This window comes from Herpetosiphon sp. (genome assembly GCF_003512625.1).
GTDB classification, from domain to species: domain Bacteria; phylum Chloroflexota; class Chloroflexia; order Chloroflexales; family Herpetosiphonaceae; genus Herpetosiphon; species Herpetosiphon aurantiacus.
The window spans coordinates 34,989-61,402 of the sequence record NZ_DOPT01000103.1 but is presented as its reverse complement, the minus strand read 5'-3'; the positions used below and the strand labels follow the sequence as shown (position 1 = coordinate 61,402).

Below are 26,414 nucleotides of genomic sequence, written 5' to 3'. Positions count from 1 at the left end.
CCGCAGTGGGAGAGGGGTTGGGGTGAGGGCTGAATGGCGGTTGCCAACTTCTAAACCATTACATAGAGCCTAGATCCAACATCTATGGATTATTTGCTTAACAAAGCCGCGATTGCTGCTTGATCGTATTTCAGAATTGGGCGGCGGGCAGCGGTGGCTTCATCGAGGCGGCGTACTGGCGCGGTGGTTGGCGCAGCATGCAACAGCTCTGGGTTTTCAACCGCTTCATGGGCAATTTGCTTCATGGCATCAATAAAGGCATCCATGTTGCGCTTCGATTCGGTTTCAGTTGGCTCGATCATAATCGATTCGGCCACGCTGATCGGGAAATAGACTGTTGGTGGGTGAAAACCAAAGTCAATCAAGCGCTTGGCAATATCCAAGGTATGGACACTTGGCGCACCCTTGATTTTGCCTTGCAACACCACTTCGTGCATACAGGTGCGGTCGTAGGCCACAGGATAAATTTTATCCAAATTGACCCGTAGATAGTTGGCGTTGAGTACCGCGTGTTCGCTGACCGAGCGCAAGCCAGCCGCGCCGAGCATGCGAATGTAGGTGTAGGCCCGCACAAACATGCCAAAATTGCCCTTGAAGGCTTTCAAGCGGCCAATGCTCTTGACTGGCGTGTGGCGGGTATATTGGCCTTCTTTGAGTGCCACAATTGGGCCTGGCAGATAATCGGCCAAAAATTCTTTACAGCCAACCGCACCACAACCAGGGCCACCACCACCGTGAGGCGTGGTAAAGGTTTTGTGCAAGTTGTAGTGCATAAAGTCAAAGCCTACATCGCCTGGCTTGACAATCCCCAAAATCGCGTTGAAATTTGCGCCGTCGCCATACATCAAGCCACCAGCTTCATGCACAATTTTGGCAACTTCATGCACGTTTTCATCAAACAAGCCCAAGGTATTGGGGTTGGTCAACATCAAGCCAGCGGTACGTGGGCCAACTTTGGCCCGCAGATCAGCCAAATCAACATTGCCCCGACTATCGGTAGCAATTTCGACGACTTTGAAACCGACCATCGCGGCGGTCGCGGGATTCGTGCCGTGAGCAGAGTTGGGGCACAACACTTCGTCACGCTGATCATCGCCACGATCAAGGTGATAGGCGCGGAACACCAAAATGCCTGCGAATTCGCCTTGAGCGCCAGCGGCTGGCTGCAAACAAACTTGATCAAAGCCCGAAATTTCGGCCAAGATATTTTGCAATTCATAGGTCAATTGCAAAGCACCTTGGACGGTTTCTTCGGCTTGCAAGGGGTGAATAAAGGCAAAGCCAGGCAACCGTGCAGCATCTTCGTGAATTTTAGGATTGTATTTCATCGTGCACGAGCCAAGTGGATACATCCCCGTGTCGATACAGAAGTTGCGCTGTGAGATGCGGGTGAAGTGGCGCACCACCTCGGTTTCGCTAATTTCGGGCAAACCTGCTAAATCGTCGTCGCGCAGCAAATGGGCTGGCAACTCGGTTTCGGGCACACCAGCGTCGGGCAGGGCTGCGCCAATTTTACCGGGGCTGCTCAATTCAAAAATTGGTGGTTCGTAGGTATGCATTGGCTTAGCCTCCCAACACTGCGACAAGTTGGTCGATATCGTTTTTGGTATTTTGCTCGGTAACGCAGATCAGCATTGCATTACCCAAGTGTGGGTAATCCTTGCTCAAATCGTAGCCGCCGATAATGCCTTGAGCATGCAAGGCTTGGGTAATTTCAGCTACAGGTCGTGGGCAGCGCACCACAAATTCATGGAAGAAAGCGCCTTGCTCAAGCACCTCGTAACCAGCCAAATTGCCAATCGCTTTGGCAGCATAATGGGCGCGTTGGTAGCAAAGTTCAGCCACTTTACGCAAGCCAGTTTTGCCCATCAGCGAGGTATAAATCGTCGCAGCCAAGGCCATCAAGCCTTGGTTGGTACAAATATTCGAGGTAGCTTTTTCGCGGCGAATATGTTGCTCACGGGTTTGTAGGGTTAACACATAGCCCAATTGGCCATTGAGGTCGGTCGTTACGCCCACCAAACGCCCAGCCATGCGCCGCAAGAGTTTTTCGGTACAGCTAAATACGCCAACATATGGCCCGCCAAAGCTCAGCGGAATCCCCAAGGGCTGGCCTTCCATCACCGCAATATCAGCGCCAACCATACCTGGTGTTTGGAACAAGCCCAAGGCGATCGGATTGGTGACCATCAACAGCAGTGCGCCAGCCGCGTGAATCTGTTCGGCGACAGGCTTCAAATCGTGCAGCACACCCAAGAAATCAGGCGATTGCACAATAAACACCGCAGTTTCGTTATCGACCAAAGCCGCTGCATCGGCCACGCTGGCAGCTGGATTTTCGTCGCCAGTGATTGTTACGCCCAAACCTTGGGTATAACTGCGTAGCACGCCGCGATATTGCGGATGCACCGAAGGAGCCACGACAATTTTGCGCCGATTACGAGTTGCGCTGATCGCCATAATTGCGCCTTCAGCCATGGCCGTTGCGCCATCGTAGTGCGAAGCATTGGCTGCATCCATCTGCAACAAACCACACATCAACGATTGGTATTCAAAAATTGCTTGCAACGTACCTTGAGAAATTTCGGGCTGATAGGGCGTGTAGGCGGTGTAGAACTCCGAGCGGCGCAACAACGAATCGACTGCGGCAGGGATAAAGTGGTTGTAGGCTCCCGCGCCCAAGAAACAGCTATAGTTCAGCACATCGCTATTTTTGCTGCTCAAGCGGCGTAATTCGCGGGCCATTTCACCTTCAGCAAGTGCGGCGGGCAGATCGAGCGTTGGAAACCGAAGATCAGCAGGAACATCGTGGAAAAGCTCGGCAACATCGGCAACGCCAATCGCCTTGAGCATCTCTGCGCGTTCGCTCTCGGTAATCGAAATGTAGTGGCTCATGTTTCACCTTATGGTGAAATCAAAAGGCAAAAGGCAAAAGGCAGAAATGCCTTAGGATTATTCCAATCACCTTTTGATTTCTCAGCGTTAAATACTTTAGTCAAATAGCATAACTTGTGGGTCTGGCTATTTTGACTTTTGATTTTTGACTTCTGAATTGCTACTTATTGGCTTCGTCGTTGATATAGCGTTCGTACTCTGCGGCACTCAACAACCCACTTGGTGCAGTGGTAAAGCTGAATTTGGCCAACCAGCCCTCGCCATAGGGGTCTTCATTGACCAATTCTGGTGAATCAACGACTTCGTTGTTGATTTCGGTAATCTCACCACTGAGCGGAGCATAAATTTCCGAAACTGCCTTGACTGATTCGACCGTTCCAAATGGCTCGCCAACTTCAAAGCTTTTGCCAACATCAGGCAATTCAACGAATACTACATCGCCAAGCTCGCGTTGGGCGTGTTCGGTGATGCCAACAACTGCACTGTTGCCGTCGATGCGCACCCATTCGTGTTCTTTGGTATACAGCAATTCATGTGGTACATTGGACATTCGGTGGTCCTCCTTCAATAACGCCAAAACAGCACACAATCAGCATAGATTGTTAGGCGCTACTATCAAGCAAAGCGGCTTTTTATGCAAGAGCAGCAGGCTATTTTTTGTAGCGTGCTTTGTAAAACGGCGTTTTGACTACGGTTGCCCGCACTGGCTTTTCGCGAATCAGCACATCGACTTCAGCGCCAATTTTGAGGCTACCAGCCTTAACCAAGGCATAGGCCAGATTTTTGCCCAAGCTTGGGCTAGGCATGCCAGTCGTTACAACGCCCAATTCACTGCCATCGAGCGCCACAACCGGGTAGCCTTGACGGGCAATCCCGCGGCCAGTCATTTCTAAGCCAACTAGAGTGCGGACTGGACCATTGGCCTTGATATCGTGCAAGGCTTCTGAGCCGATGAATGGGCCTTTATCGAGCTTGACCACCCAGCCCAATTTGGCTTCATAAGGATTAATATCGCGCTCAATTTCATGGCCATAAAGCGCCAAACCTGGCTCGAAACGCAGGCTATCACGAGCACCCAATCCAATCGGCGTAGCCCCAACTTCCAACAAACGATCCCAGATTCGTTCGATCTCGCCAGCAGGCAAGAACAATTCGAAGCCATCTTCGCCAGTGTAGCCAGTGCGCGAAATATAACCAGCAGCGCCCTCAACTGTAGCCTTGGTGATGCCATGGAACGCCAAATTGACCACATCAGCATCAGTCAAGGGAGCCAACAGGCTTTCAGCTTTTGGCCCTTGCAATGCGATCATCGCCAACTCTTGAGAGCGATCAGTTAGCACCACGTCGTAGCCAGCAGTATGTTGATTGAGCCAAGCCCAATCTTTTTCGGCGTTGCCAGCGTTGGCCACAACCATCCATTCGTCGGGGCCAAGATGATAGGTGAAAATATCGTCAACAATCCCGCCATCTTCGTAGCACATAATCCCATAATCGGATTGGCCGATCGCGGTTTTGCTAATATCAAAGGTATCGATCAACTGAATAAAGCGTTCGCTATCGGGGCCAGTGACCCAAAATCGCGCCATATGGCTAATATCGAACAGGCCAGCGCCTTCGCGGGTTGCCTTGTGTTCAGCGATGATGCCCGCATATTGGACTGGCATGTCCCAGCCGCCGAACTCGACCATTCTGGCTCCAAGGGCGCGATGGCGTGCATTGAGTGGTGTTTGTTTCATCAAAAAACCTCGTAAATCACTTAGCGTCGTTGTAACCATTCAGGGTTGGTATAGCGTTCATGGCGCAAGCGCTCAGCTGTGGCCAGCTCTTGCTCAGTCAATTGATCAGGTTGGAATTCGAGATTGAAAGCTGTAGCAAAGCCTGCAACAATCGCTTGTTGCGCCTCGTCAAAGCTCACGGGGCGTTGGGCCGCTTCATCGAGCGCAATCAAACGCTCGGCCAACGCTGCTGAATCAAGCTCAGTTGGTAAATGCAACACTTGGCTCAACTGCTGGCGATCTGCCTGCAATAGCACCGTGCCATGCTGCAAAATTGCGCCCCGCGTGCGAGTTTGAGCGCTACCAACCAATTTACGCCCAGCTACCGTAATCTCAAAATCGCTGGGAGTATCGAAGCAGGCGGCTGATTTTGGCCCATCGCTAGTGCTAGTAGCCCAATCGACAGTACTTACCAGTTGGCGCAAACCAACCAATAATCCATGGCTGATGGTGCGATAGGTTTTTAAAACCCGACCCCCAAGCAGTGGGTTGCTGTTGGGGGCCGTGATCGAGTAGGTCAATTCAGCATCATGCAAAATCGCACGACCACCAGTTGGCCGTCGCACAATCTCGATTTGGGCTTGTTGGCAAGCCGCCACATTAACATCGCTATAGGGTTGAAATGCGCCGATTGAAAGACAAGCAGGCTGCCAACGATAGATTCGTAGGGTTGGGTATGGCGATTGATTGGCATGCAGCACCAAGGCATGATCAATCGCCATATTGGTTGCGCCATCGGCGGCGGCTGAGACAATGTAACGCCACATGAGCAAAATCGCTTAAATAAAAAAGAGATCACGACATACAAAATGCCTGATCTCTGTCCATTGACCTGAGAGATTCCTTGCGCTGCAAGTTACTCCATCGGTGCAAGTGAATGCTTGCTCTCCAGAGCGCTGTCGAGACACGGTGTTGGAGCCTGAAAGATTCATCAACGGGTTGGCTACCCGTAATTTGCTTCGTCGGCGATCCCTGTGGGGATACTCTTCCGCGTCCTTCATTCAGCGATATTGGGTTGTAGCAGTAGTATACGCCGCTGTGGGTATTTGGTCAATTTGCGTACTTATTGGTTTGAGGCTTGGTTTGCTTCGTATTGAGCTTCGACTGGCTCGCTAAAACTGCGCAAGCCGATCACGACCGGAGCCACAGCACAGCAGAGCAACATAAATGCCCAAAACACGATAGTCAACATACTAGGGCGCTCCTCAAATAAAAAGTTCAAAAACGAATTGAATCCATTCCTCGGTTCACACAGCGTTGTGGAATGCAAGTGATATGCCATCGATTAGGTTTAGCTTGGGTGATTTTGCTGGGCGCAGTTCAATTATGCTGATTGCTTGGGCAGCGCACAATAGCCGTTTGTGTATAGCAGACCCATGACTTTTGCCGAGCAAGCTGATCAACAATTGATGTTGGTGCGTCCTATCCATGTGATGGCTGCTAGATTATATGCTGCTTTGCTATTTCTGCAAATTACAGGGCTTGGTTATAAGCTGATAGTTTCCTGATAATTACCTGATAACTCAATAATCCGCCTAACCTGAAAACGTTCAAGCGTTGCAGATATAGTGAGTTCAAGGCCGGCCCGTTGATAGGCCAATTGGCGTTGTTGCTCAAACGTCGTAATGCCAGTGGTATTCGGCAGCACGACCCCTTGATTGCGCCCACGTTGCACTCGCAAGCCCTCAGCCACCGGATCATGGGCAGCTTTATTTTTCAGCAGAGCCAAGTTTTCAACTAAATCAACGATGTAGCTCAATTGATCAAGCTCATCAAGCTGCACTGGTCTAAATCGCGGGTCGTGCACTGCTGCCGCAACCGCCATATAAATCACTTCTTTGGCTAACGAGGCTTGTTGTGGTTGCACGCTGCCAACGCAACCACGTAACTGCCCAGCTTTGATCAAGCTGACATAAACGCCTTGGCTGCGGCGTTGATCGCTCGGCAATGGCTCAGTCACAGGCAGCAACTCGCCTTGGCGAATAAAGCGATTGACCGCTTGACGCGCCAGCACAACCAAAGGATCTTGCACAATCAGGGCTGCTTGTTTGGGCATTGGCAGGCTCCTTAGCTGCGTATTTAGTCGTTTAATTTGTTGCGTTTGAATAATGATGAGCGAATGTAGACTTCGCTGCCACAGTTTTCGCACTGGCTGTCGTTAACCCCAACCACCCGTGGCTGACCATCGAAGCGCTCGATCACCGCCCATTCGCATTTGGGGCAACGCGTGGTTTCGGTGGGCTGTGCTCCATAGACAAACGGCAAGCCCAAGCCTTGGGCTACTTTGCGCACCGAAGTCGCAGCATTGGTATCAGCATCACGACTTGGGATAATCCGCCATGGAATCAGGCCATTGAATTTTCGTTTGATCCAGCGGGCAATACCTTCAATTTCGGCGCTACTATCATTCACTCCAGTGACAATTGGCGTGGTAATTTCAAGATGACAGCCCCAGCGTTTGACCGCATGCTCGGCTCCCGCAAAAATCCCTTGCCATTGTTCAACTCCGGTTAATGCTTGATAACTGGCATCACTCAAGCCATAAACCGTTAGCATTAAGCCATCGATATAGGGTGCAAGCTGATCGAGCGCCGCTTTTGACCAATAACCATTGGTTACCATACCAGTCATGCGGCTGGTGGAACGAGCCAAACGGGCGGTTTCCAGCACATGCTCAAAGTTCATGGTTGGCTCGTTATAGGCCCAAACAATCCCACGCGTCATGCGCTCTTGCGAAAATCCCACCACCCGTTCCGGATCAATCGAACGTTGTTTGGCAGGATCAGTCGGAATTTGGGCGTGATAGGCTGCATCGTGATGGGCGGGGAACGATGTGCCCCAACCTCCAATTGCAAACACGCTAGCCCCAGGAAAAAAATGGCGAAACCCATAATCCTCAACCGGGCCAATCGTGGCTGCTGACACTAAACCATGGTTATGAACTGTAATTGTTTGATCTTGGCGTTGGCGCACACCACAACGACCCCATTCACCATCAGCGAGTAGACAGCGCCATTGACAGACCTCGCAGCGCAATCCTTGCGCCGAGCGTGACACGAGTGTTGTTTCGTGCATGAAAGATTTCCTCGTCGTCCTACGTGTTGCGTCTTCCACCCAGCCGTGCTGACGCTCATATTTTCTTCTGCAACTATAGTACCACGCGCTGATAGGAACGCCGTTGATTTAACCGCATTTAGAGCAGCAATTTCGCTGATCATCACTAACAAAATCGTTAGCGATGATCGCTGATCTAGCAAACGCTTAGTTGGATTCGTTGAATTGCGTTGTGATGATAGCCTTTGACATTCCAAGCTGGCTGCTCTGGTTGTTGTTGACCAAGCGAATCGGTGGCGCGAACCCAACATTGATATTCACCCGCCGTCAGTTCTAGCTCGATTTGCCAGCGACTCCAACAACCAAGCCTTGGTGGGTCGATCAAGCGAGCATGTTGCCAATGTTGGCCGTGATCAAGCGAAATTTCGACCTGTTCAACCAGCGCTTGGCCCCCAGTAATCGCATAGCCCGCTAGGGTGATCGTGCCTGCCAGCAAGGTTTGGTCAGCTGTCGGCAAATACAGCACAGCATTAACTGGCAATTCGTGCAACATTGGCGCGTTTTGCCAAGCTTCAGGCTCGCTGCTTTGGGCCAAACGATAGGCGCGGCGCTGAAAATAGTTGTGTGATGGCTCGCTACTGAATTCAATCGAGCGCAACCATTTGACGCTGCGAGCACCAACAATTCCAGGAATAACCAAACGTAACGGGCCACCATGCAGCGCTGGCAAGGCTGTGCCGTTCATCGTGTAGGCCAACAAGGCATGCTCGATCATCGGCTCGTTGAGTGGAATCGAGCCGCCATAGCCAAAGGTTTGGCCGTGGCGCTCAACCTGATCGTAGCTTTCAAACACCAAATGCAGGGCAGTCGAATCAATCTCGCAGCGCTCTAGCAGTGATCGCAAGGGTGCACCACCCCAATTTGCTGTGCTCAAGCCATTGGCCCCCCAGGGCAATTCGCCATAAATTGGCTGGTAGGCGTGCATCTCTTGGCGGCGGTTGCCAGCACATTGCAAGGTCGAAACCTGCTCAACATAGGGCAATTGTTGCTTAATGTCGGCAATGCTGATGCTCAATGGTTGAGCCAATAAGCCCTGCAGTTGAATTGTGGTGGTTTCAGGGTCGAGGCTAGGAATCGTGCCATGGGTACGCACAAAAAATTGGCTGGTGGGTTGAATGTAGCTGCTGGCCAGCTCATCTAAGGGTGTGCCAGCATTAAATGGCTCGGCCTGAACCACCTGCATCGTCGCACTTTTGGCAACATCAAATGAAGGCAGACTATCTCGCATCGAAATCGCTCCTTTTCTAGGGATGCCGCAACCAGCACCCATGAACAACACTGTTCTTTGAATTGGTATAGTTAGATTTTTTCTGCAACGGAGGGACTAAATCGATGCAGCGCTTGCGAGTATAGCACAATTAATCGCTACATGCCCTCACCCCCAACCCCTCTCCCACGGCGGCGGGCGAGGGGAGTTTGGTTTGGCGGTTCCTCCTCGCCTGGCTCTGCGGGCGCGGGGTGGTAGCGTTCAAGGGTCGGTTTTTGCTGCGAACCATGGATACGCTGGTTCATCGGTGGAGGAATGACTGCCACTGATTGCCCTTGAGGGGGTGCCGGGGGATTAAAGCCCCCGGCGTTTCCCGCCTTGAGGCGGGACGGAAGGGTGGTGAATCCTCAAGAATACTAAAATTTATTGCCAATCAAGTTTAGCATTAAGCGGCCTGCGGCTGTGTAATTTGCGGGGTTGCTTTCAAGGGTAGGTAAAGCGTGAAATGACTGCCGATCCCAGGATTGCTGCTCAAGGTAATATCGCCGCCAAGCAATAAAGCCAAGCGTTTGCTAATCGCCAAACCCAAACCAGTGCTTGGTTGGCTGCCCAGGCTTTTTCCCAAACGCGGTTGCTCTTGAAACAATTGGACTTGTTGCTCAGGAGTCATGCCAATGCCTGTATCGATCACATGAAAGGCCAAATAATGCTGACCGTTGCGCTGTTCTTCGCTGACTTCGATGCGCACTGAGCCAGCGTGGGTAAATTTGGCAGCATTACCAACCACATTTACCAAAATTTGACGTACCAAGCGATTATCACTCCAAAAAATGCGTTGGCGTGTGCCAATTTGCACATGAAACGTATTATGATTGCGCACCATCAATGGCGCAACAATCACATTTAATTGATCGATCAACGGCCCCAGACAAACCTCTTCATAATGCACATCAAGTTGGCCATGTTCAATCTTGGCCAAATCGATCATATCGTCGATTAATGCCAAAAGCTGGGCGCTGGTTTCTTGAATGTGATGGGCAGTTGGCTCCAACTCGGCTACTCCCGCTTCGATCAACTGATCAGCCAAAAGCTGACTATCGGTCATAATCGTATGCAGCGGTTTATGCAATTGCTGGCTCATTTTAGCAATTAAGGGCGTTTTGCTCGGCACTTGGGGATCACTGGCGATGCTCGAATGGAAAACATCATGAGGCAAGGCCGTTAATTGCTGAACTTGACGAAACAGCTCAAATTGATGGCTTAATTGCTGAGCGATCAATTGTAAACTTTCACGTTGCTGTGAGCTAAGTTGGCGAGGTTGGTGATCGATCACCGCGATACAACCGAGAGCAAAGCCTTGTTGATTGATAATCGGCATGCCCGCATAGAACTGAAAACCCTGCTGCACTAAGGGATGATGCCCAAAACTACGCTCAAGGCTGGCTTGATCATAAACAACCAGCTCACGCTCAACTACCGTTTGCGCACAACACGAATATTTACGCGGAATTGTTTTGAGTTGGCTGCCAAAAGCCGCTTTGATATATTGATATTTATGATCGATCAACGAAATAATCGCAATCGGTGTCGCACAAAAAAGCGCCGCTAAGCGGGCTAATTCATCGAATTCGTGAATATAGGGGCGGGCCAGCAAGCCATAACTTTGCAGGGCAGCAAGACGTTGGGCTTCGTTTGTAGGGTATTGAGTACGCATGGCGGCTCCTCGCTAAAATTAAGATCGCTGGAAACTAAAGGCTAGTACGATCTTGACATAGCGTTAAGCCACTGTCGAGGGGGCTGTTTGGGTGACTTCGCTGATAGTACGGTCTATAAGCTGAGAATGGACATTTGTCGCATGCAGCGCAGGAACGAGCACACCCAACGAAGCTTCCGGTTGGCATTGCTCGCCACAGGTAAAACAATCCCAGAAGGCCGCTCCATGCTCAGGATAGGTATGTAGCGAGGCATGACTTTCGCCTAACACGGCCACGATGGTAACACCGTGAGGCGTAAATTGATGGGCAACAATTTCGAGCACGGTGGCATTGGTCGCATTGGCTGCTTGCATCACAATTGTTTGCAGCAAATCGCGATCATTGAGGATTGCTGCTGAGCAGCCACCTAAATTTGCAAGTAGGTGTCGCCCAGCAGCGGGATAGATTGGCGATTGGATGAAATTGCTCATGATTTGGATTGCCAGCGTGGTGCGCCTTCAACTCCTTCGGCATTCCACGAATTAAACCAATCGTCCATTAATGCGATCAAGCTTGCCCGAAACACGGCTTCAGCTTGCAACAAGTGACTTTGACCACGCGCCGCAAACCAAGCCAGTTGGACAAACGCGCCCAAATCGTTGACATCGGCGGGAGTCAGGCCTTCGTTATTGCCGTTCGACCACCAATCGCGAATCACGTGTTCGAGCACAACATTGACTGCGATCTTACGGATATTAGCAGGGGCATTAGCTGGTAGTTGATTGACCGCATCGTTGGCAAAGCGAACATGCTGGGTTAGCAAAATCACGGTCGATGGCGGAATCCGCCCGTACCCTGAGGCCTTGAGCACCTCGTTGTTGCGTGAAGCCGCATACACTCCTGCGCCGATTGCGGTGCCTGCCCCAACCATCCCAATGCTCCGAGCAAAGGTGGAATTGCTGAACATCAGTGCGCCAAGTGCTCCCATAATCAGCCAAGTGATTACGTAGGAAACAATCGACATATCTGAATCAAAGAAGACGACAGCAATCACATTCACAACGAAGTGGGCAAGAAACCAGCCGCCAATCACCAAAAAGCTAGAACAACCACGAAACCAACGTTTGATGATAAAGTAGGATACACAACCTACAATGACCATCATTATGACCAAAAATACGGGCATACCACCAGTTAATACCCGACTTGAACGGCCAAAAATGATGTTTCCTAGCAACAACGATACAAGGCTAGCAATAGCCCCACCCAAGCCAAGACTAAGCGTATGGATGCCGAAGCGTTGCCAAAATGGTTGGGTTTGTGTATCCATGTTAGGTTGCCACTGCCATGATAACAATTGCGGCTAAGGCAATTGTCACTGCTGCTAATTGAATCGCTGCGGCCACATTGCCACGTTTAATTTCTTCACGATAATCAATTGGATCAAGCAAATCGTACAGCCGAGCGCCGCCGTAGAAAATCAAGACACTGACGAGCGTCCAACCAACCGAAGCAGCGACCCGACCCACCAACGTCATAATTTCATCACCAGACATGCATGCTCCTTGAAGCTCAAAAAAAGCGATTTATCCACCAGTGGGGGCTTAGTATGGGCCAGGTGCGCCAGGGTCGCCTGGAGCATTCCAATTTGCCAGCCAATCTTCCATCAAGCCAGTGAGCACCGCCCGAAAAACCGGCGCACCCTGATTTTCAAGATCGTTGCCGGCTAACGTGGCGGCAAGCTGCACAAATGAACGTAAGTCGGCCACATCATCAGGCAATAAACCTGAAGTGTTTTCATTTTCGCGCCAGTCGCGCAACACAATCCCCAGAATAATTTCGGTAGCTGCGGCGCGAGTTGCATGGCCTGCATGGTTAGGCAAGGCTGTTACAACTTGGCCTGCAACGGTTTGGGCAAGGCCCGCTACCAATTGAGCTGTGTTTGGCGGTATCCGGCCAAAACGTGGCGGTTGACTCATTGAGCCTCCTCGGAAGCACTAAAAGGCGTTTCCTCATAACAACGAGCTAGGCCAATTCGCGCACTGCGCGAATAATCACATCGGCTAGTTGTTCGGTGAAATAATAATCATATGCGCCAATCAAGGCAATTGCTTGCCCACCAAAGGCTCGCTTGAAGCGCGAAAAGCCTGCAAATGGGTGATGCGGATCGCCTGTTGGTTCAAATCCATAAAAATCGTAACTGGTGCAACCCAAGCGTTGGGCTTGTTGAATGGCGGCCCATTGCAAGGCGTAGCCCGCCATCTGCTCGCGCAATTGGTTGCTAATGCCACCATATTGATACACCGCCCGCTGACCATAGGTAATTAACAATAACGTACCTAAGGTTTGGCCAGCATACTCGGCAAACAACAAATGGGCATAACCAAGCGGAGCCAAGGTCGCCAACAGATCATTAAAATGGTCGATTGGCTCAACATAGAAATCGTCGCGCTCGCCTGCTTCATCCATCAAGCGATAAAACAAGGGAATATCAGCCAGATCATGCGAGATGCGCACTGTGACACCACGTCGCGCCGCTAAGCGAATGTTATAGCGGCCTTTGGGTTTCATGGCTGCCAACAATTGCTCGGCGGAAGGCCGCAAATCCAAATAAAGGGTTTCACGGGCCAGCATATCGACGGGTGCACGTCGCCAATCGCGTAGCAAATTGGATGCTGGACGTTCAAGCCGTGGCTCGATCCGCAAACCAACCGCGCCATAAGCGCTGGCATGGTGCTCAGCCGCCTCGCGCAATAAACGCAGCCCTTGGCGGGCAAGCGCTTGATCGTGCCAGGGCAAAATTGGCCCATCGGCGGCGATCAAATTGCTGCCAACCCCACTCTGCGCTGGAATTGTGCAGAGCATGCCACCAATTAGTTGATCAGTAGCAGCAAATAGGCCAAAATGCACAACATTCAAACCGCGTTGTTGTTTGAATTGACCCCAAGCTAAGCTTTGCATCACGCCACCAGCGGGATTGGCTTGAACTAAAGCTTCCCACTTCTGGCCAAGTTCACTGCTGACGCTCAGTTGTGGCAGAATCGCGACGTACATTATTTCAAGCTCTGTAAAAACTTCTTGGCCGCGTCGTTTTGCTTGGGCAACGAACTTAGTTGATCATTCAAGATTTGGATGAGCTGTTGGGTTCGGGCAATATCGTCGTTGGTACGGCGCAAGGCTTCATCTACGCGGATTTCGGTCGTGCCATAATCAACAATATCGCTTGGGCCATAGCTCGTTTGAATTGACGTGTACTCGGTTTTGTCTGAATTCAACAAACTTAAGTCGCTCTTAGCACTGGTCAAATCAGCCTCGATGCGCTTTTTGATTGCCTCATACTCCGTGGTCTGCTTGGTCAAGAATGGCACTAGAACTTTCGTGCGAAACTCATCAGGGTATGGCTCGCTAAGCGGTTGGGTTAGTGCCGCATCACGGAACCAGCCAGTTTTATTGAGATAGGCCTTGCTACCATCTGGCTGTTCGAGAATCGCCAAACTGCCTTCAGCATTCATCCAGACACTGGAGAATAATTGAAATCCCCCAGCAGTTGGCGCAACCCGAATGGCGGGCTGATTGGCCGGAATCGAACCTAAGCTTTTGATTGCTTGATCGAGTGTGCCCCGCGTTTGCACAATGTTGTTCAATTCGGCTTGATCATCGTTGCGCCAAGGCACAAAGCCGGCCCAACTGACCCAATCGATCCAATCTTGTTTCGCTTTGACACTGCCATCAAGCCCGCGTCGTTGGCGGTCAAGCTCACGATGAGTACGCCAAATCAAGGCTTCGTCGCGCTGCAAAAAGACAATCGGCAAGCCATCTTCGGCATCAACCACGGTCATTACTTGGTCAGCAAGCAACAAATAGGCTTGATCGGTCAAGATAATGACGATTTCGCCATTGGCCAAAATATCAGTTTCGGGAGTCAGCCGATAGAGTGCACCGCCCTCGTTAGGATCTTCGCTTGGGCGTTGGTTACGGTTATAGTTGCGATAGGAGCTACCGCCATAATATGAGCCATAGTAGCGATAGCGCCGAGTGGTTGGAATATAGGTTCCATATTCATCGACCGGTCCGCGCCCGTAGGTCGAGCTTGCGAAACCGCGCCCAGCCACCGTGGAAGGCGGCGCTTGCACCACATCATAGGGCGAATTGGTACGCACCATCGATTGACTTGACGTTGCGCCAGAGCCTGGTGAGGTATCGCCTTTGGCATAGGTTGTGTCGGGGTGTAGCAAGTTGGCCAAAATAATCACCAAGGCAATTACCGAGACGATTCGTAGGCCACGGCTGAGCAACAATTGGGGATTCTCCCACGTGCGTTGCAGATGGCGACGCAGCAAGCGTAATTCGGTCACAAGTTTGCGTGGTAATTCGCGACTACGCCGCAACAAGGCCTCAACCAAGCTGCGCAAATCCAGCGAATTGAGAAATCGCAAGGGGTTGGCGATAAATTCACGTACCATGCTGCGGGTTTGTTCGGCTCGTAAAGCGGGCATCACTTGCACCACTTGCTCGAAAACTTGGCTTTCATCAAGCCCTTGATCGGCTTGCAATGCCTGCTGGACAGCACTTGGCACTAGGGTTGGGCTAGTATGCGGTTTGGGCAACGGCGCTGGATCATGCACAAAATCGAGTGATGTCCAATCGGTGCCGCTGGCTTCATCCCAGGTTGGCGCGAATAAACTGTGCAACAGCGCATCGCTCGCTAGTTTGGTTGGTTGGGCGGTGGTGCGTTTTTCGGCAAGCGCGGCGGGAAAGGCAAAGGCGCGTTTCAGTTGCTCGATATCGTGCAAAAATTCGCGTGGCTCAGCCAAGGCCAAATGATCAAACTCACGTGGGCGTAACGCGCGACGACTACCAATGAAAAAGCCCCAATCATCGCCGTAGCCTGCTTCGGTAAACGAAGGCAAGGCAAAACGATAAGGCTTTGGGTTCAAATCGGCAGTGCGAATGCTGTTATACATCATCCAATAAGCGACTGGCGTTTGCGATGGCGAAGCAGCATTGACCGCAATCAAGCCTTGGGGATGCAAAATATAGGCCAATTGCTGATACCAGTCGATGCTGTGTAAACGAGCGCCAGCTTGATCACGTGGCACTGTAAAATCACAAATAATCAAATCGTATTCATCGGCTGCCTGCGCCGCCAGATCGACAAATTGCACAGCATCGCAGATATGCAATTTTAGGCGTGGGTTGGTTAAGGCATGCTGATTGAGTTCAGGCCATTCGTTTTGGGCCAAATCGAGGATGGTTGGGTCATAATCGACCAAATCGATCTGCTTGATGGCTGAGGATTTGAGCAATTCACGGGCAACGAAGCCATCGCCACCGCCGCAAATCAACGCTCGGAGTTGGCGTTTGGGGCGGCGTGCTTGGGCAAGCGCGAGCGCTGGCAAGGCCAAAAGCTCGTGGTACACCCCTTCATCACGGCTATCAAACTGCAAATCGCCGTCGATGTAGACGGCAAGTGATTGATCGGAGCGCTGATCAAGGACAATGGTCATGGTTGTTCTCCATACAACGGGTTTGCTGGGGTTGGTACGTGGGTTGCTGGTTATAGGTTACAGATTTATAGCCAGCATGTCAATGGCTAGAGGCTTTTGGCTAGAGGCTATGGGCTGTTAGATTGGGAGCCAATGTTGTTCCCTCACCCCCTAGCCCCCTCTCCCGCCGAGCGAGCGAGGGGGAACCACCTATCGGAACCCTTGATCTCCCCTCTCCCGCCGCAGTGGGCGAGGGGTTGGGGTGAGGGCCATATTTTCCTCTAGCCAATAGCCATCAGCCGATAACCTCGTTCCAATCTTGACACAAACCGCAAGCATAGCTATTATTTGAGCAACTACAAACGACGTTGAACAAGATGAGTAAATTATTGGTTCCCGCCAGAGATTGGGTGTCGGCGGCTGAAAGCACCCTCGGTTGAGCAATAATTGAACGTGGCTTGGAAGTCGATCAACTGAACATAAGTAAGTTGGTTCGGGTGCGCCCGTTATCGCGCCAATGAGTGATGTTGCAATCGCAACATAATCAAGGTGGTACCGCGAGTTTCCTCTCGTCCTTGTTGGGCGTGGGGTTTTTGTTTTTAGCGGCAATTATTTCAATTTGAGGGAATGTGATGGAACCAACCAACTGGCAGCGCGAGGTTGAACAAGCCTTAGCTCAAAACGACCACAATCGAGCCAAACAGCTTTTAGCCGCCGTGATTCGCCAAAATGTGCATGAACGCGAGGCCTGGCGCATTTTAGCGAGCATCGTCAATGATCCAGCCCAACAGGCCGAGTGTTTGCGCCGAATTGCCGCAATTGATGCCGCCACGCCAACTGTGATTAAGCCAATTAAGCCAATTGCTGCCGTAGCACCAAGCACTGAGCTACCAAGCGATCCAAGCACTAGCCCAACCACGCCCTTGGTTGCTGTACAGGATACGCCTAATTTTACGCCATCAAGCATTCAAACTGAGCCATTATTTGATTCACAAGCTAGTTTCACGCTGCCAGCCAATTACAGTATGGGCCAAGCAACCCAGAAACTGGATCAACCAATGCCGCAACCTGCTCGTTCGTTGCCTAAAATGTTAATGTTGATTGGAGCAAGTTTGTGTGGTTTGGGCTTGTTGCTTTTGCTTGGTTTACAATTTTGGCCATTGTTAAATGATATCAACTCAACGCCCGCTAGCGAACAACCGCTGCTAGCCGTGGTTGAACTCACGATTGTACGATCGGGCGTTGGTCAAGTGCCGATGACCGATCAGGCCATGGTCTATTTTGAAATTGAAAATCCCAGTGATCAAGCACTGTATAACATTCCCTATACCATGACCTTGACCAGCCAATTTGATAAAGTGCTGAAAAATACCAATACGATTGAATTATTGCTGCCCAAGCAAAAAATCGTGGTTGTTGATGGGATTTTTACTGGGGATAGCTTTCGCGCCAAAAGCGTCGAAATTAGCCTAGGCCAGGGCTATCCAATCACAATTGATCAACCAATTCCACAAGTTGAGGCGCTTACTCCAACCACGTTTGGCATGCCCTTTCGTGGGCGTTTGCAGGAAAGTTGGGGCTACGAATACCCAACTTATCATGTTAGCGCGATTGCAACCGATAGTGGTGTGGTTACTTCAACCTTGGTATCAATGCTGTTTTACGATACGAACGATCAAATTATTGGCGCTGGTTCGGGCTATATCGATTACATTAATAAAAAAACTTCATTGCCAAATACTCGCCGTGGTGAAACGATGGTCTATCCCATTATTTGGGGCACGAGTGAGGTCGATCGGGTTGAAATTGTGCCTGCATTTACTTTAGCAACATTTAGTCAACAACCCCCTATTAAGCCTAAAAAGGCTGAGATCGATCAAATGTGGCTAGGTGAATATATTCCAGAGGTTGATCCACCATATCATGTACAAGGTATTGTTGAATATCCAACATTACCGCCAACCTCAGGCTATCATGCGATGGTGCCAGCAGAATGGGGGCATTACGATAATTTTATTACTGATGAGGCAATGGTACATAACTTAGAGCATGGTGCGGTGATTATTTTTTATAACCCACAATTAATTACTGCAAATGAGCTTGGCCAATTAGAAGCAACTTTTGAAAATCTTTATCAACGCGAACATCATACAATTTTGCAAAAACGCTTCGATTTGGATGCAACTGTGGCAATGACTGCGTGGGAATATCGTTTGATGCTGCGCGATAATGTTAATCTCGATGCAGTCAACACGTTTTTCAGTGAACATATTGCCCGTGGCCCTGAATGCGTTAATTTACGCTGTCCTAATTAATTTCTAGTTTGAGGTTTAAACAATGTCTGCTGACAAACATTTACACAATGCCTTAGCCGGAGCCGATCTTGGCCAAGCCTACGAGGCCGCCAAGGTTGAGGAACATTTGTACAAGTGGTGGGAAGCGGCGGGCTATTTCAAGCCAACTGCTGCCAATACGAAAGCCCCATTTGTGATTGCGATTCCGCCGCCCAATGTGACTGGTGTGCTGCACACTGGTCATGGCTTGACCAACACGATCGAGGATATTTTAACCCGCTGGCATCGCATGCTCGGCCAACCAACGTTGTGGGTTCCAGGTACCGACCACGCGGGGATCGCCACTCAAAATGTGGTTGAAAAGCAACTTGCCAAAGTTGGCAAAACTCGCCACGATCTCGGACGCGAGGATTTTCTCGACGCTGTTTGGGAATGGAAGGGCCGTTCGCATTCCACAATCACCAACCAAATTCGTCGCCTCGGCTCATCGGTCGATTGGCAGCGCGAACGCTTTACCCTCGACGAAGGTCTATCGCAAGCGGTTGTTGTGGCCTTCAAGCGCTTGTACGACGATGGCTTGATCTATCGGGGCACGCGCTTGGTCAACTGGTGTCCGCGCTGTCTTTCGGCGATCTCCGACCTTGAAGTGGTTTATCGCGATGAGCAAGAGCAAGGCAATTTGTGGCACATTCGCTATAAAGTTGCTAACGATGCCAACGATACCGAGTGGCGGATCAGCGAGGGCGATCAATCAATTACGATTGCCACGACTCGACCCGAAACCTTGCTAGCCGACGTGGCGGTCGCGGTGCATCCTGAAGATGAGCGCTATGCCGATTTGGTGGGCAAATTTGTGGTGCTGCCAGCTTTGGGTCGCCAAATTCCAATTATCGCCGACACCTATGTTGAGCGTGAGTTTGGCACGGGTGCGCTCAAAATCACTCCAGGCCACGATCCGAATGACTATATTGTTGGTCAACGTCATAACTTGCCGATTCTCAATGCCATGAATCTTGATGCAACGATCAATTCTGAGGGTGGCAGTTACGCTGGGCTTGATCGCTTTGAGGCTCGTAAGCGCTTGGTCGCCGATTTGACTGAAACTGGCAATTTGGTTGAAACCAAGCCGCACTTGATGAAGATTGGCCGCTGCGAGCGCTGCGATACAATCATCGAGCCATTAATTAGCACCCAGTGGTTTGTCAAAACGCAACCATTGGCTGAGCCAGCGATGGCCGCCGTGCGTGAAGGCCGCACCAAAATCGTGCCCGAACGCTTCAATAAAATCTATTTCCATTGGATGGAAAATATTCAGGATTGGTGTATCAGCCGCCAACTCTGGTGGGGCCATCGGATTCCGGTGTGGTACGGCCCCGATAACCAGATGTTTGTCGAGTTGAATGCTGCTGATGCGATGGCTGCGGCAACTGCGCATTATGGTCAAGTGGTTGAGTTGCGCCAAGACGAAGATGTGTTGGATACGTGGTTCTCATCGGGCTTGTGGCCATTCAGCATTTTGGGCTGGCCCGATGTTGAAAATCCTGATTTCAAACAATTTTACCCAACCACACTGCTCGAAACCGGCTACGACATTTTGTTTTTCTGGGTAGCGCGGATGATGATGTTGGGGCTTTATCTTACGGGCAAAGAGCCGTTTGAATGGGTATATTTGCATGGCCTTGTGCGCGATGAACATGGCCGCAAGATGTCAAAATCGTTGGGCAACCAGGTTGATCCGATGGATTTGATCGAGCAATATGGCACTGATGCGCTGCGGTTTACCTTCGCCACCTCATCAACGCCAGGCCAAGATTTTGCGCTGCAACCAACCCGTTTGGATTCGGCGCGTTCGTTCGCCAACAAAATCTGGAATGCCACCCGCTTTGTGATTTCGAAGTTGGGCGATTTGCCGCGCACTGCCGAGAGCAAAGTTGATGCTGAACGTTTGAATGCCCAAGCCTATACCGTCGCTGATCGCTGGATTCTTTCGCGGTTCAATCGCTTAGCGGGCGATGTTGAACGCTTGATGAACAGCTTCAATTTGGGCGAAGCTGGTCGCCAAATCCAAACCTTTTTCTGGGATGAATTTGCTGATTGGTATATTGAAACCGCCAAAATTCAAATTGACACTGGCGATGAACAACAGCAATTACGCACCCGCGAAACGCTCTACAGCGTTTTAGAAGGAACTTTGCGGTTGCTGCACCCATTTATGCCGTTTGTGAGCGAGGCCGCTTGGCAAAAATTACACAATAGCGAGCAAACCACGCCAACTCCAGCAGCCTTGATTATCGCTGAGTATCCTTTAATTAATGCTGCCATGCTTAACGAGCAAGCTGAGCGTGATTGGGACTTGGTGCAAAATATCATTCGCGGCGTGCGCAACGTGCGTACTGAAACAGGCGTGGAAGCAGTTAAATGGATCGAGGCATTGATCGCGGCTGGTTCAGCCACAGCGATGTTAACCGAACAAACTGCAATTATCAGCCGCCTGGCGCGGATCGCTCCCGACAAACTACTGATTAGCGAAAGCCTGAGCGAACGGCCTGAGCAAGCCACAACCTTGGTATTTGCTCCAGCCGAAGTTGTCTTGCCATTGGCGGGTATGGTCGATTTGGCCGCCGAGCGCGAACGGCTCAACAAGGAGCTTGAACGGGTCGAGGCCGATGTCGAGCGCCGCCGCACGAAGCTGGCTAACGAAAATTTTGTGGCTAAAGCCAAGCCCGAAGTTGTGCAAAAAGAGCGTGAGGCTTTAGCTGCTCAAGAGTTGGCCGCTACAACCTTGCGTGAACGCTTGGCAAGTTTCTAGTTAGGGGCCGTTTTGATCCACGAAGGACACGAAGACCCACGAAGCTGATTAGGTTTGGAATCCTTAGCTTCGTGTCCTTCATGCCCTTCGTGGATCAATTATGGCTGTGGCTGTGAATCGATTTCGAGCCAGCCCAGGCCTGACTGAGGCGCTTGTAAGGCCAAAACACGATAGTGCTGATTCCCAATTGTTAAGCTATCGCCAACTTTGAGCGACTGTTCGACTCCGGTTGTATCGCGATGAGGGCGAATTTCCACCAGCATTGATTCGCTCACTCGATCATAGCTTGCGATCCGAACCCAATGCTGGGCAAATTGGACGTGTGGCACGCCATAGGCCAAGATTAAGCTATCGGGCTTGGTTTGGGGATATTCGATTGGGGCGGGGTTAACAATTGGTGTCGGGGTGCTGTTCATAGCACATGCTCCTAATACGATTAATAGGCTAGCAAAAACAAACCATTGGACAACATTCCGCATAACCCTTAATCCTTTTCATTAATTGATACGGTTTCATAATTGGCTTTAAATTCATCAAAGGTAATTGTTGGGTGATCATAACCCCAAGGGTTATATAAGGTAACGGTTTTATTGGTTGGATCAATACTTTTAATGACATAAGCATGATCGGCATGGACTCCGGCTGGTTTATTCGTCAGCGAATCGGGGGTTCCGGCAGTAATTGCAGCACCGTTGTCCAAGCGGCTTTTGAGATCGGCAAAATCAACATCTTCTACATCGGTATGCGATGAATCGTTGCCAGTCAGGATTGCCATAAACTCGCCTGCATTACCACTGACAATATTGGCATAGCCGCCTTTATGTTGAGCATAGGCCTTTTCGACGAGCATTGGCCAAATTTCAAATTCGTCGCTTAATTGGGCATAACCAAGCGCACCGCTACCTTTTGAATGAACAAATTCATTGGTTACAGTTACCTCTACCTTGGAGCGCATCCCAAAAAAGCCTGAAACACCTTCTTCTGGATACAGCGTCACGGTATAGGTTCCATCGCCATTATCACGAATCGCATTGCGAATAATATCAGGGCGCGTATTGGCAATTGCTGCGGTTCCGGCCATCAAATAGCAATCACCCAACTGACCTTGTTTAACATCATCAATGGCAATATCGGCGCTATCGTCAGCATCTTGAGCAAACGCTGGCTGCTCAATTTTGCGATACTCTGGGTCGGTTACCAATTTGCTTTTTCCAGCAGGATTAGCCTCATAGATACCTTTGCCGTTGCCTGCTGCGGCCCCGCCATCAAATGCTCCTTGGAACAAGTTGGCAGCCTCGGTTTCAGCTTCGCGTAAAATCGAGTTAACGTTTAATGTGACTTGTTGCGCTGTTACTAAAACTTCTTTTAATTTTCCAAAGGTTGGAAAGATGCTGGTTTGCATTTCATTAAAAAAGCTTTTAGCGGCATCGCCATGCCAATCGTTTTGTAATTGTTGATAAGTGTGATTGAGTTGTTGCTGTAACTGGCTTACTACCTCAGCTTGACGTTGGAAGCGCTGACTAAGTTGTTGCATCTGCGCATAATTAATCTCTACAACGGTCGCAGACATACACCCGACTCCTTTTTGAGCGGAATTAAAAAGATCGAGATTGAATGAGGGTTGGTCGTGTTGGGGTGGTATTTTCTCTATCAATCGTAGCGACTATAGCATTTTGTAATTGGGGTTGTCAATCAATGCTTACAGGCCACAAAAGAGCATCGGACTATTGGCTATCGGAGATCGCTTGGATGAACGCTCATTCAAACGGCTGATTGACGAAGCAAGCCAAGGTGTGGTAGCATCTAGCACAATTCAATAACCCAACTGTGATGAGGCCATGTTGTTTGAATCACACCATCAGGGAAGCAGCGCCATAGATTGCGAGCGTTGCTGGCACGGATTCAACCAATACCCCCTCTGAGTTCATCGCCCAACGCCATATGGCTAGTAGACCGATGCGCTTTGTCCCCGCTAACGGACAACTTAAGCAAATTAGTGCTTGCTAATTTGGAAATTAGGTGGAACCACGAGGTTTATGTTTGCCTTCGTCCTATGTGTGATGGACGGGGCTTTTTTGTTTAACAGCACCACAGGAGGTTTTGTATGGGTTACGGCTATGGCTATGCACCACCACCGCCACCACGCCGCCGCGGTTGTCTGTTTGGTTGTTTGACCACCCTGACGATTTTTGTATTTTTGGCCTTGGGTGGCCTGTTGGGAGTTTATTTTTATTTACGGCCAATGCTCAGCGAACAAGCAGGCAATACCTTGGGCGGCCAACTCGAACAGCAAATTGATCGCAAGCTCGATGAGCAACTTGGCGGCCCCAATAGCGAAATTCCGGCTGGTTTTCAAGGCGTAGTTCAAGTGACCGATACTGAAATCAACCAGTATATTCAGGCTAATCCCAATGAAATTAGCCCCTTGGATAGTGCGACGGTGCGTTTTACGCCAGGTCGTTTGGGCGCGACCGTTGGTGCCTATGGCATGACTGGGAGTGCCAGCGCTGGGGTGCAGGTAACCGCCGATGGCCGAATTGATGTGGTTGATGCCCAAATTGATGGCGCTCTGGGCTTTTTCCTTGATGCTGAGCAATTGGCGCAAACGCTTGAAACCAAACTCAACAGCCAATTAACCGCCAATGGCCAACGAATTACCGCAATCGAAGTCGGCGAAGGCGTGCTCACCGCCACCGTCGAAGCCCAATAACAGAGCATAGAACAAAGAGCATAGAACATAGGTTAGCCTATTTTGCCTTTTGATTTTTGCCTTCTGACTTATAAGAAGGGGGGTGATCGTTCTGGACGAAAGTGATACTGCCACAATTAATCACTTAAAGGAGCAGAACAATGTTGGAATATTTAATTGCCTATGCCCCAGTTCAGGGCGATGCTCCCTGTGCTGCCGAGGCTCGCGAATGGCCCGACCGCGCCGCGATGGATGCGCAATTATTAGCCGAAGGTTGGCAACTGATCGAAAGTGCTGAGTATCGCGCCGCTATGCTCAAATTGGTCTATCAGCGCGATTTGGCCCACCAACCAGAAGCACCACGCCATCTCATGCCATGTTGGTAAGATTAAAGTCAAAAATCAGAAGGCAAAAGTCAAAAGCTTTTATAAAACCTTCTGATCAGTCAATAACCAAAAATTAACATCGTAGGCATTTTGCCTTTTGACCTTTGCCTTTTGACTTTCTAGGAGTTTTCTTATGCCACCAGTCAATCCAGATAATGATCCACTGTATCGCTTGCGCCACTCGACGGCGCACGTGTTGGCCCAAGCTGTGCTCGAAATTTTCCCTGAGGGCAAGATTGCGATCGGCCCGCCGGTTGAAAATGGTTTTTACTACGATTTTGATCTGCCACGGCCATTAACGCCCGATGATCTCAAAGATATCGAGGCCAAGATGCGCAAAATTATCAAGGCCAAACATCGCTTTGCTTATCGTGAAGTTTCAGCAGATGAAGCCCGCGAATTGTTTAAGAATCAGCCCTACAAACTTGAGTTGATCGCAGGCTTGGCGAAGGGCGAGGATGAATATGGTGAGAAAGCCGCTGCCAGCGATACGATCATCTCAACCTACAAACACGATTCGTTTGAAGATTTGTGCAAAGGCCCACACGTCGAAAGTTTGGGCGATATTCCGCCGAATGGCTTTAAGTTGCTGCGAGTTTCGGGCGCATACTGGCGTGGCGATGAAAAACGCCCAATGTTGCAACGGATTTATGGGACGGTCTGGCCATCAAAAGAGGAGCTTGATCATTATTTGTGGCAGCAAGAAGAAGCTAAAAAGCGTGATCACCGCAAGCTTGGCCGCGAATTAGGCTTGTTCACCTTCTCGCAAAAAGTTGGGGCTGGCTTGGCTTTGTGGTTGCCCAAAGGTGCAATTTTGCGCGATGTTTTGGAGCGATTTTTGCGCCAAGCTCAAATCGAACGCGGCTACTTGCCAGTCGTCACGCCACATATGGGCAAGATCGATCTTTACAAAACGAGCGGGCACTGGTATACCTATCGCGATGGCATTTTCCCGCCGATGCGCGAAATTGAAAATGATGACACGGAAAATCCAGAGGGCGAAATTTATCTGCTCAAGCCGATGAACTGCCCGCATCATATTGAAATTTATGCTAGCGAACCACGTTCGTATCGCGATTTGCCCTTGCGCTTGGCCGAATTTGGTACGGTGTATCGCTACGAACATAGTGGCGAATTAACGGGTTTGCTGCGGGTACGCTCGTTCACGGTCGATGATTCGCACCTGTTCGTCACGCCCGATCAGCTCGAAGCAGAATTTTTGAAAGTCGTTGACTTGATTCTCTTCGTGTTTGGCACGATGGGCTTGAAGGATTTCCAAGCGCGGGTCGGCTTGCGCGAGGTGGGCAATCCCAAGTACATCGGTTCGGATGAGGTCTGGGAAAAAGCTCAAAATGCGATCATCAATGCTGCCGAAAAGAAAGGCCTCAATTATATTGTGGTCGAAGGCGAAGCAGCATTCTATGGGCCAAAACTCGACTTTATCTTCCGTGATGTGCTTGGTCGCCAGTGGCAGCTTGGCACGGTGCAGGTCGATTACAACTTGCCTGAGCGCTTTGAAATTGAGTACACGGGCGAAGATGGCCAAAAGCATCGGCCAATTATGATTCACCGTGCGCCGTTTGGCTCGATCGAGCGCTTTGTGGGCACGTTGATCGAACAATATGCAGGGGCGTTTCCGGTCTGGTTGGCTCCAGTTCAAGTAACGTTAGTGCCAATTACCGATCGGCATGTGGCCTATGCGGAGTCGGTGGCGGCCAAATTGAATGCTCAAGGCTTGCGGGTTGAAGTTGATGCCAGCAACAACCGGATGAATGCTAAGATTCGCGATGCCCAAAAGCTGAAGATTCCGTATATGTTGGTGGTGGGCGATAAAGAAGAGGAAGCGGGAGCTGTGGCGGTGCGTCAACGCTCTGGTGGCGACCTCGGCTCCATTAGCGTCGATGAGTTCATCGCGCGGATCAAGGACGAAGTTGCCAATTACCAATAATTAAGCGAAGCCCCGCGATCAGTGTTCAGCCATTGGTCGCGGGGCTTTTTTTATTTAATGGACTAAAAACTGACAGGCGTTTGGTACAACACCAAACGCCTGTCGCAGGAATCAACT

23 protein-coding genes, 1 riboswitch and 1 other annotated feature are annotated in these 26,414 nt (G+C 50.3%); of the genes, 5 read left to right on the top strand and 18 right to left on the bottom strand.

Features of this window, described 5'->3' with window-relative positions:
* Positions 1–89: 89 nt before the first annotated feature.
* The 16 genes from gcvPB to DEF47_RS23670 form a co-directional block, all read right to left on the bottom strand.
* The gene (gene gcvPB, locus DEF47_RS23745) at positions 90–1,559 is read right to left on the bottom strand and encodes an aminomethyl-transferring glycine dehydrogenase subunit GcvPB (protein WP_012190410.1); all 1,470 of its coding nucleotides are present in this window, start codon (positions 1,557–1,559) and stop codon (positions 90–92) included.
* 4 nt (positions 1,560–1,563) lie between these two features.
* Positions 1,564–2,895: an aminomethyl-transferring glycine dehydrogenase subunit GcvPA gene (gene gcvPA / locus DEF47_RS23740; protein ID WP_012190409.1), complete on the bottom strand. Its 1,332-nt coding sequence runs from the start codon at positions 2,893–2,895 to the stop codon at positions 1,564–1,566.
* 160 nt (positions 2,896–3,055) lie between these two features.
* Entirely contained in the window at positions 3,056–3,445 is a 390-nt protein-coding gene (gene gcvH / locus DEF47_RS23735) for a glycine cleavage system protein GcvH (RefSeq protein WP_012190408.1), read from the bottom strand.
* 100 nt (positions 3,446–3,545) lie between these two features.
* The gene (gene gcvT, locus DEF47_RS23730) at positions 3,546–4,631 is read right to left on the bottom strand and encodes a glycine cleavage system aminomethyltransferase GcvT (RefSeq protein ID WP_012190407.1); all 1,086 of its coding nucleotides are present in this window, start codon (positions 4,629–4,631) and stop codon (positions 3,546–3,548) included.
* A gap of 20 nt (positions 4,632–4,651) precedes the next feature.
* Positions 4,652–5,437: a lipoate--protein ligase family protein gene (locus DEF47_RS23725; protein WP_012190406.1), complete on the bottom strand. Its 786-nt coding sequence runs from the start codon at positions 5,435–5,437 to the stop codon at positions 4,652–4,654.
* 43 nt (positions 5,438–5,480) lie between these two features.
* Positions 5,481–5,572, bottom strand: a riboswitch (glycine riboswitch).
* Positions 5,573–5,733: 161 nt separating this feature from the next.
* Positions 5,734–5,862 (bottom strand): hypothetical protein, encoded by a 129-nt coding sequence (locus DEF47_RS23720; protein WP_287045367.1) that lies wholly within the window; start codon positions 5,860–5,862, stop codon positions 5,734–5,736.
* A gap of 294 nt (positions 5,863–6,156) precedes the next feature.
* Positions 6,157–6,726, bottom strand: coding sequence for an AmmeMemoRadiSam system protein A (amrA, locus tag DEF47_RS23715; RefSeq protein WP_012190405.1), 570 nt, complete (start codon positions 6,724–6,726; stop codon positions 6,157–6,159).
* 23 nt (positions 6,727–6,749) lie between these two features.
* Positions 6,750–7,745, bottom strand: coding sequence for a radical SAM protein (locus tag DEF47_RS23710; RefSeq protein WP_012190404.1), 996 nt, complete (start codon positions 7,743–7,745; stop codon positions 6,750–6,752).
* Positions 7,746–7,920: 175 nt separating this feature from the next.
* Positions 7,921–9,012 (bottom strand): molybdopterin-dependent oxidoreductase, encoded by a 1,092-nt coding sequence (locus tag DEF47_RS23705; RefSeq protein WP_012190403.1) that lies wholly within the window; start codon positions 9,010–9,012, stop codon positions 7,921–7,923.
* Positions 9,013–9,436: 424 nt separating this feature from the next.
* Positions 9,437–10,705 (bottom strand): sensor histidine kinase, encoded by a 1,269-nt coding sequence (locus DEF47_RS23700; protein WP_012190402.1) that lies wholly within the window; start codon positions 10,703–10,705, stop codon positions 9,437–9,439.
* Positions 10,706–10,768: 63 nt separating this feature from the next.
* Complete coding sequence (speD, locus tag DEF47_RS23695; RefSeq protein ID WP_012190401.1) at positions 10,769–11,176, bottom strand: adenosylmethionine decarboxylase; 408 nt, start codon at positions 11,174–11,176, stop codon at positions 10,769–10,771.
* On the bottom strand, positions 11,173–12,015 hold the full coding sequence (locus tag DEF47_RS23690; RefSeq protein WP_012190400.1) for a hypothetical protein: 843 nt from the start codon (positions 12,013–12,015) through the stop codon (positions 11,173–11,175). The genes speD and DEF47_RS23690 overlap by 4 nt, the downstream gene beginning before the upstream one ends.
* A 1-nt stretch (position 12,016) precedes the next feature.
* Entirely contained in the window at positions 12,017–12,241 is a 225-nt protein-coding gene (locus DEF47_RS23685) for a DUF350 domain-containing protein (RefSeq protein WP_012190399.1), read from the bottom strand.
* A 48-nt stretch (positions 12,242–12,289) separates the two neighbouring features.
* On the bottom strand, positions 12,290–12,664 hold the full coding sequence (locus DEF47_RS23680; protein WP_012190398.1) for a hypothetical protein: 375 nt from the start codon (positions 12,662–12,664) through the stop codon (positions 12,290–12,292).
* Positions 12,665–12,710: 46 nt separating this feature from the next.
* Positions 12,711–13,739 (bottom strand): lipid II:glycine glycyltransferase FemX, encoded by a 1,029-nt coding sequence (locus DEF47_RS23675; protein WP_012190397.1) that lies wholly within the window; start codon positions 13,737–13,739, stop codon positions 12,711–12,713.
* Positions 13,739–16,192 carry a spermine/spermidine synthase domain-containing protein gene (locus DEF47_RS23670; protein ID WP_012190396.1) on the bottom strand — a complete coding sequence of 818 codons (2,454 nt, stop codon included), beginning with the start codon at positions 16,190–16,192 and terminating at the stop codon, positions 13,739–13,741. The genes DEF47_RS23675 and DEF47_RS23670 overlap by 1 nt, the downstream gene beginning before the upstream one ends.
* Before the next feature lie 338 nt (positions 16,193–16,530).
* Positions 16,531–16,751 (top strand) — a binding site (T-box leader).
* A 52-nt stretch (positions 16,752–16,803) separates the two neighbouring features.
* Between DEF47_RS23670 and DEF47_RS23665 the strand changes: the two genes are divergently transcribed.
* Positions 16,804–18,486, top strand: coding sequence for a thioredoxin-like domain-containing protein (locus DEF47_RS23665; protein WP_012190395.1), 1,683 nt, complete (start codon positions 16,804–16,806; stop codon positions 18,484–18,486).
* Between the two features lie 22 nt (positions 18,487–18,508).
* Positions 18,509–21,274 carry a valine--tRNA ligase gene (locus DEF47_RS23660; RefSeq protein WP_012190394.1) on the top strand — a complete coding sequence of 922 codons (2,766 nt, stop codon included), beginning with the start codon at positions 18,509–18,511 and terminating at the stop codon, positions 21,272–21,274.
* A gap of 98 nt (positions 21,275–21,372) precedes the next feature.
* On the opposite strand, the gene DEF47_RS23655 is transcribed toward DEF47_RS23660, so the two are convergent.
* Both DEF47_RS23655 and DEF47_RS23650 read right to left on the bottom strand, forming a co-directional pair.
* The gene (locus DEF47_RS23655) at positions 21,373–21,690 is read right to left on the bottom strand and encodes a hypothetical protein (protein WP_041304546.1); all 318 of its coding nucleotides are present in this window, start codon (positions 21,688–21,690) and stop codon (positions 21,373–21,375) included.
* Positions 21,691–21,758: 68 nt separating this feature from the next.
* Positions 21,759–22,844: a WXG100 family type VII secretion target gene (locus DEF47_RS23650; protein ID WP_012190392.1), complete on the bottom strand. Its 1,086-nt coding sequence runs from the start codon at positions 22,842–22,844 to the stop codon at positions 21,759–21,761.
* 534 nt (positions 22,845–23,378) lie between these two features.
* Between DEF47_RS23650 and DEF47_RS23645 the strand changes: the two genes are divergently transcribed.
* From DEF47_RS23645 to thrS, 3 genes are all read left to right on the top strand, one after another.
* Positions 23,379–23,984 (top strand): hypothetical protein, encoded by a 606-nt coding sequence (locus DEF47_RS23645; protein WP_012190391.1) that lies wholly within the window; start codon positions 23,379–23,381, stop codon positions 23,982–23,984.
* Positions 23,985–24,124: 140 nt separating this feature from the next.
* Positions 24,125–24,349, top strand: a complete 225-nt coding sequence (locus DEF47_RS23640) for a hypothetical protein (protein ID WP_012190390.1) — start codon at positions 24,125–24,127, stop codon at positions 24,347–24,349.
* A 133-nt stretch (positions 24,350–24,482) separates the two neighbouring features.
* The gene (thrS, locus tag DEF47_RS23635; protein ID WP_012190389.1) at positions 24,483–26,297 is read left to right on the top strand and encodes a threonine--tRNA ligase; all 1,815 of its coding nucleotides are present in this window, start codon (positions 24,483–24,485) and stop codon (positions 26,295–26,297) included.
* The last annotated feature ends 117 nt before the right edge of the window (positions 26,298–26,414 follow it).

Bases quoted from the DNA above. Each gene is read 5' to 3' on its own strand.
- gcvPB (WP_012190410.1), bottom strand. From the start codon at position 1,559: ATGCATACCTACGAACCACCAATTTTTGAATTGAGCAGCCCCGGTAAA.
- gcvPA (WP_012190409.1), bottom strand. From the start codon at position 2,895: ATGAGCCACTACATTTCGATTACCGAGAGCGAACGCGCAGAGATGCTC.
- gcvH (WP_012190408.1), bottom strand. From the start codon at position 3,445: ATGTCCAATGTACCACATGAATTGCTGTATACCAAAGAACACGAATGG.
- gcvT (WP_012190407.1), bottom strand. From the start codon at position 4,631: ATGAAACAAACACCACTCAATGCACGCCATCGCGCCCTTGGAGCCAGA.
- DEF47_RS23725 (WP_012190406.1), bottom strand. From the start codon at position 5,437: ATGTGGCGTTACATTGTCTCAGCCGCCGCCGATGGCGCAACCAATATG.
- DEF47_RS23720 (WP_287045367.1), bottom strand. From the start codon at position 5,862: ATGTTGACTATCGTGTTTTGGGCATTTATGTTGCTCTGCTGTGCTGTG.
- amrA (WP_012190405.1), bottom strand. From the start codon at position 6,726: ATGCCCAAACAAGCAGCCCTGATTGTGCAAGATCCTTTGGTTGTGCTG.
- DEF47_RS23710 (WP_012190404.1), bottom strand. From the start codon at position 7,745: ATGCACGAAACAACACTCGTGTCACGCTCGGCGCAAGGATTGCGCTGC.
- DEF47_RS23705 (WP_012190403.1), bottom strand. From the start codon at position 9,012: ATGCGAGATAGTCTGCCTTCATTTGATGTTGCCAAAAGTGCGACGATG.
- DEF47_RS23700 (WP_012190402.1), bottom strand. From the start codon at position 10,705: ATGCGTACTCAATACCCTACAAACGAAGCCCAACGTCTTGCTGCCCTG.
- speD (WP_012190401.1), bottom strand. From the start codon at position 11,176: ATGAGCAATTTCATCCAATCGCCAATCTATCCCGCTGCTGGGCGACAC.
- DEF47_RS23690 (WP_012190400.1), bottom strand. From the start codon at position 12,015: ATGGATACACAAACCCAACCATTTTGGCAACGCTTCGGCATCCATACG.
- DEF47_RS23685 (WP_012190399.1), bottom strand. From the start codon at position 12,241: ATGTCTGGTGATGAAATTATGACGTTGGTGGGTCGGGTCGCTGCTTCG.
- DEF47_RS23680 (WP_012190398.1), bottom strand. From the start codon at position 12,664: ATGAGTCAACCGCCACGTTTTGGCCGGATACCGCCAAACACAGCTCAA.
- DEF47_RS23675 (WP_012190397.1), bottom strand. From the start codon at position 13,739: ATGTACGTCGCGATTCTGCCACAACTGAGCGTCAGCAGTGAACTTGGC.
- DEF47_RS23670 (WP_012190396.1), bottom strand. From the start codon at position 16,192: ATGACCATTGTCCTTGATCAGCGCTCCGATCAATCACTTGCCGTCTAC.
- DEF47_RS23665 (WP_012190395.1), top strand. From the start codon at position 16,804: ATGGAACCAACCAACTGGCAGCGCGAGGTTGAACAAGCCTTAGCTCAA.
- DEF47_RS23660 (WP_012190394.1), top strand. From the start codon at position 18,509: ATGTCTGCTGACAAACATTTACACAATGCCTTAGCCGGAGCCGATCTT.
- DEF47_RS23655 (WP_041304546.1), bottom strand. From the start codon at position 21,690: ATGAACAGCACCCCGACACCAATTGTTAACCCCGCCCCAATCGAATAT.
- DEF47_RS23650 (WP_012190392.1), bottom strand. From the start codon at position 22,844: ATGTCTGCGACCGTTGTAGAGATTAATTATGCGCAGATGCAACAACTT.
- DEF47_RS23645 (WP_012190391.1), top strand. From the start codon at position 23,379: ATGGGTTACGGCTATGGCTATGCACCACCACCGCCACCACGCCGCCGC.
- DEF47_RS23640 (WP_012190390.1), top strand. From the start codon at position 24,125: ATGTTGGAATATTTAATTGCCTATGCCCCAGTTCAGGGCGATGCTCCC.
- thrS (WP_012190389.1), top strand. From the start codon at position 24,483: ATGCCACCAGTCAATCCAGATAATGATCCACTGTATCGCTTGCGCCAC.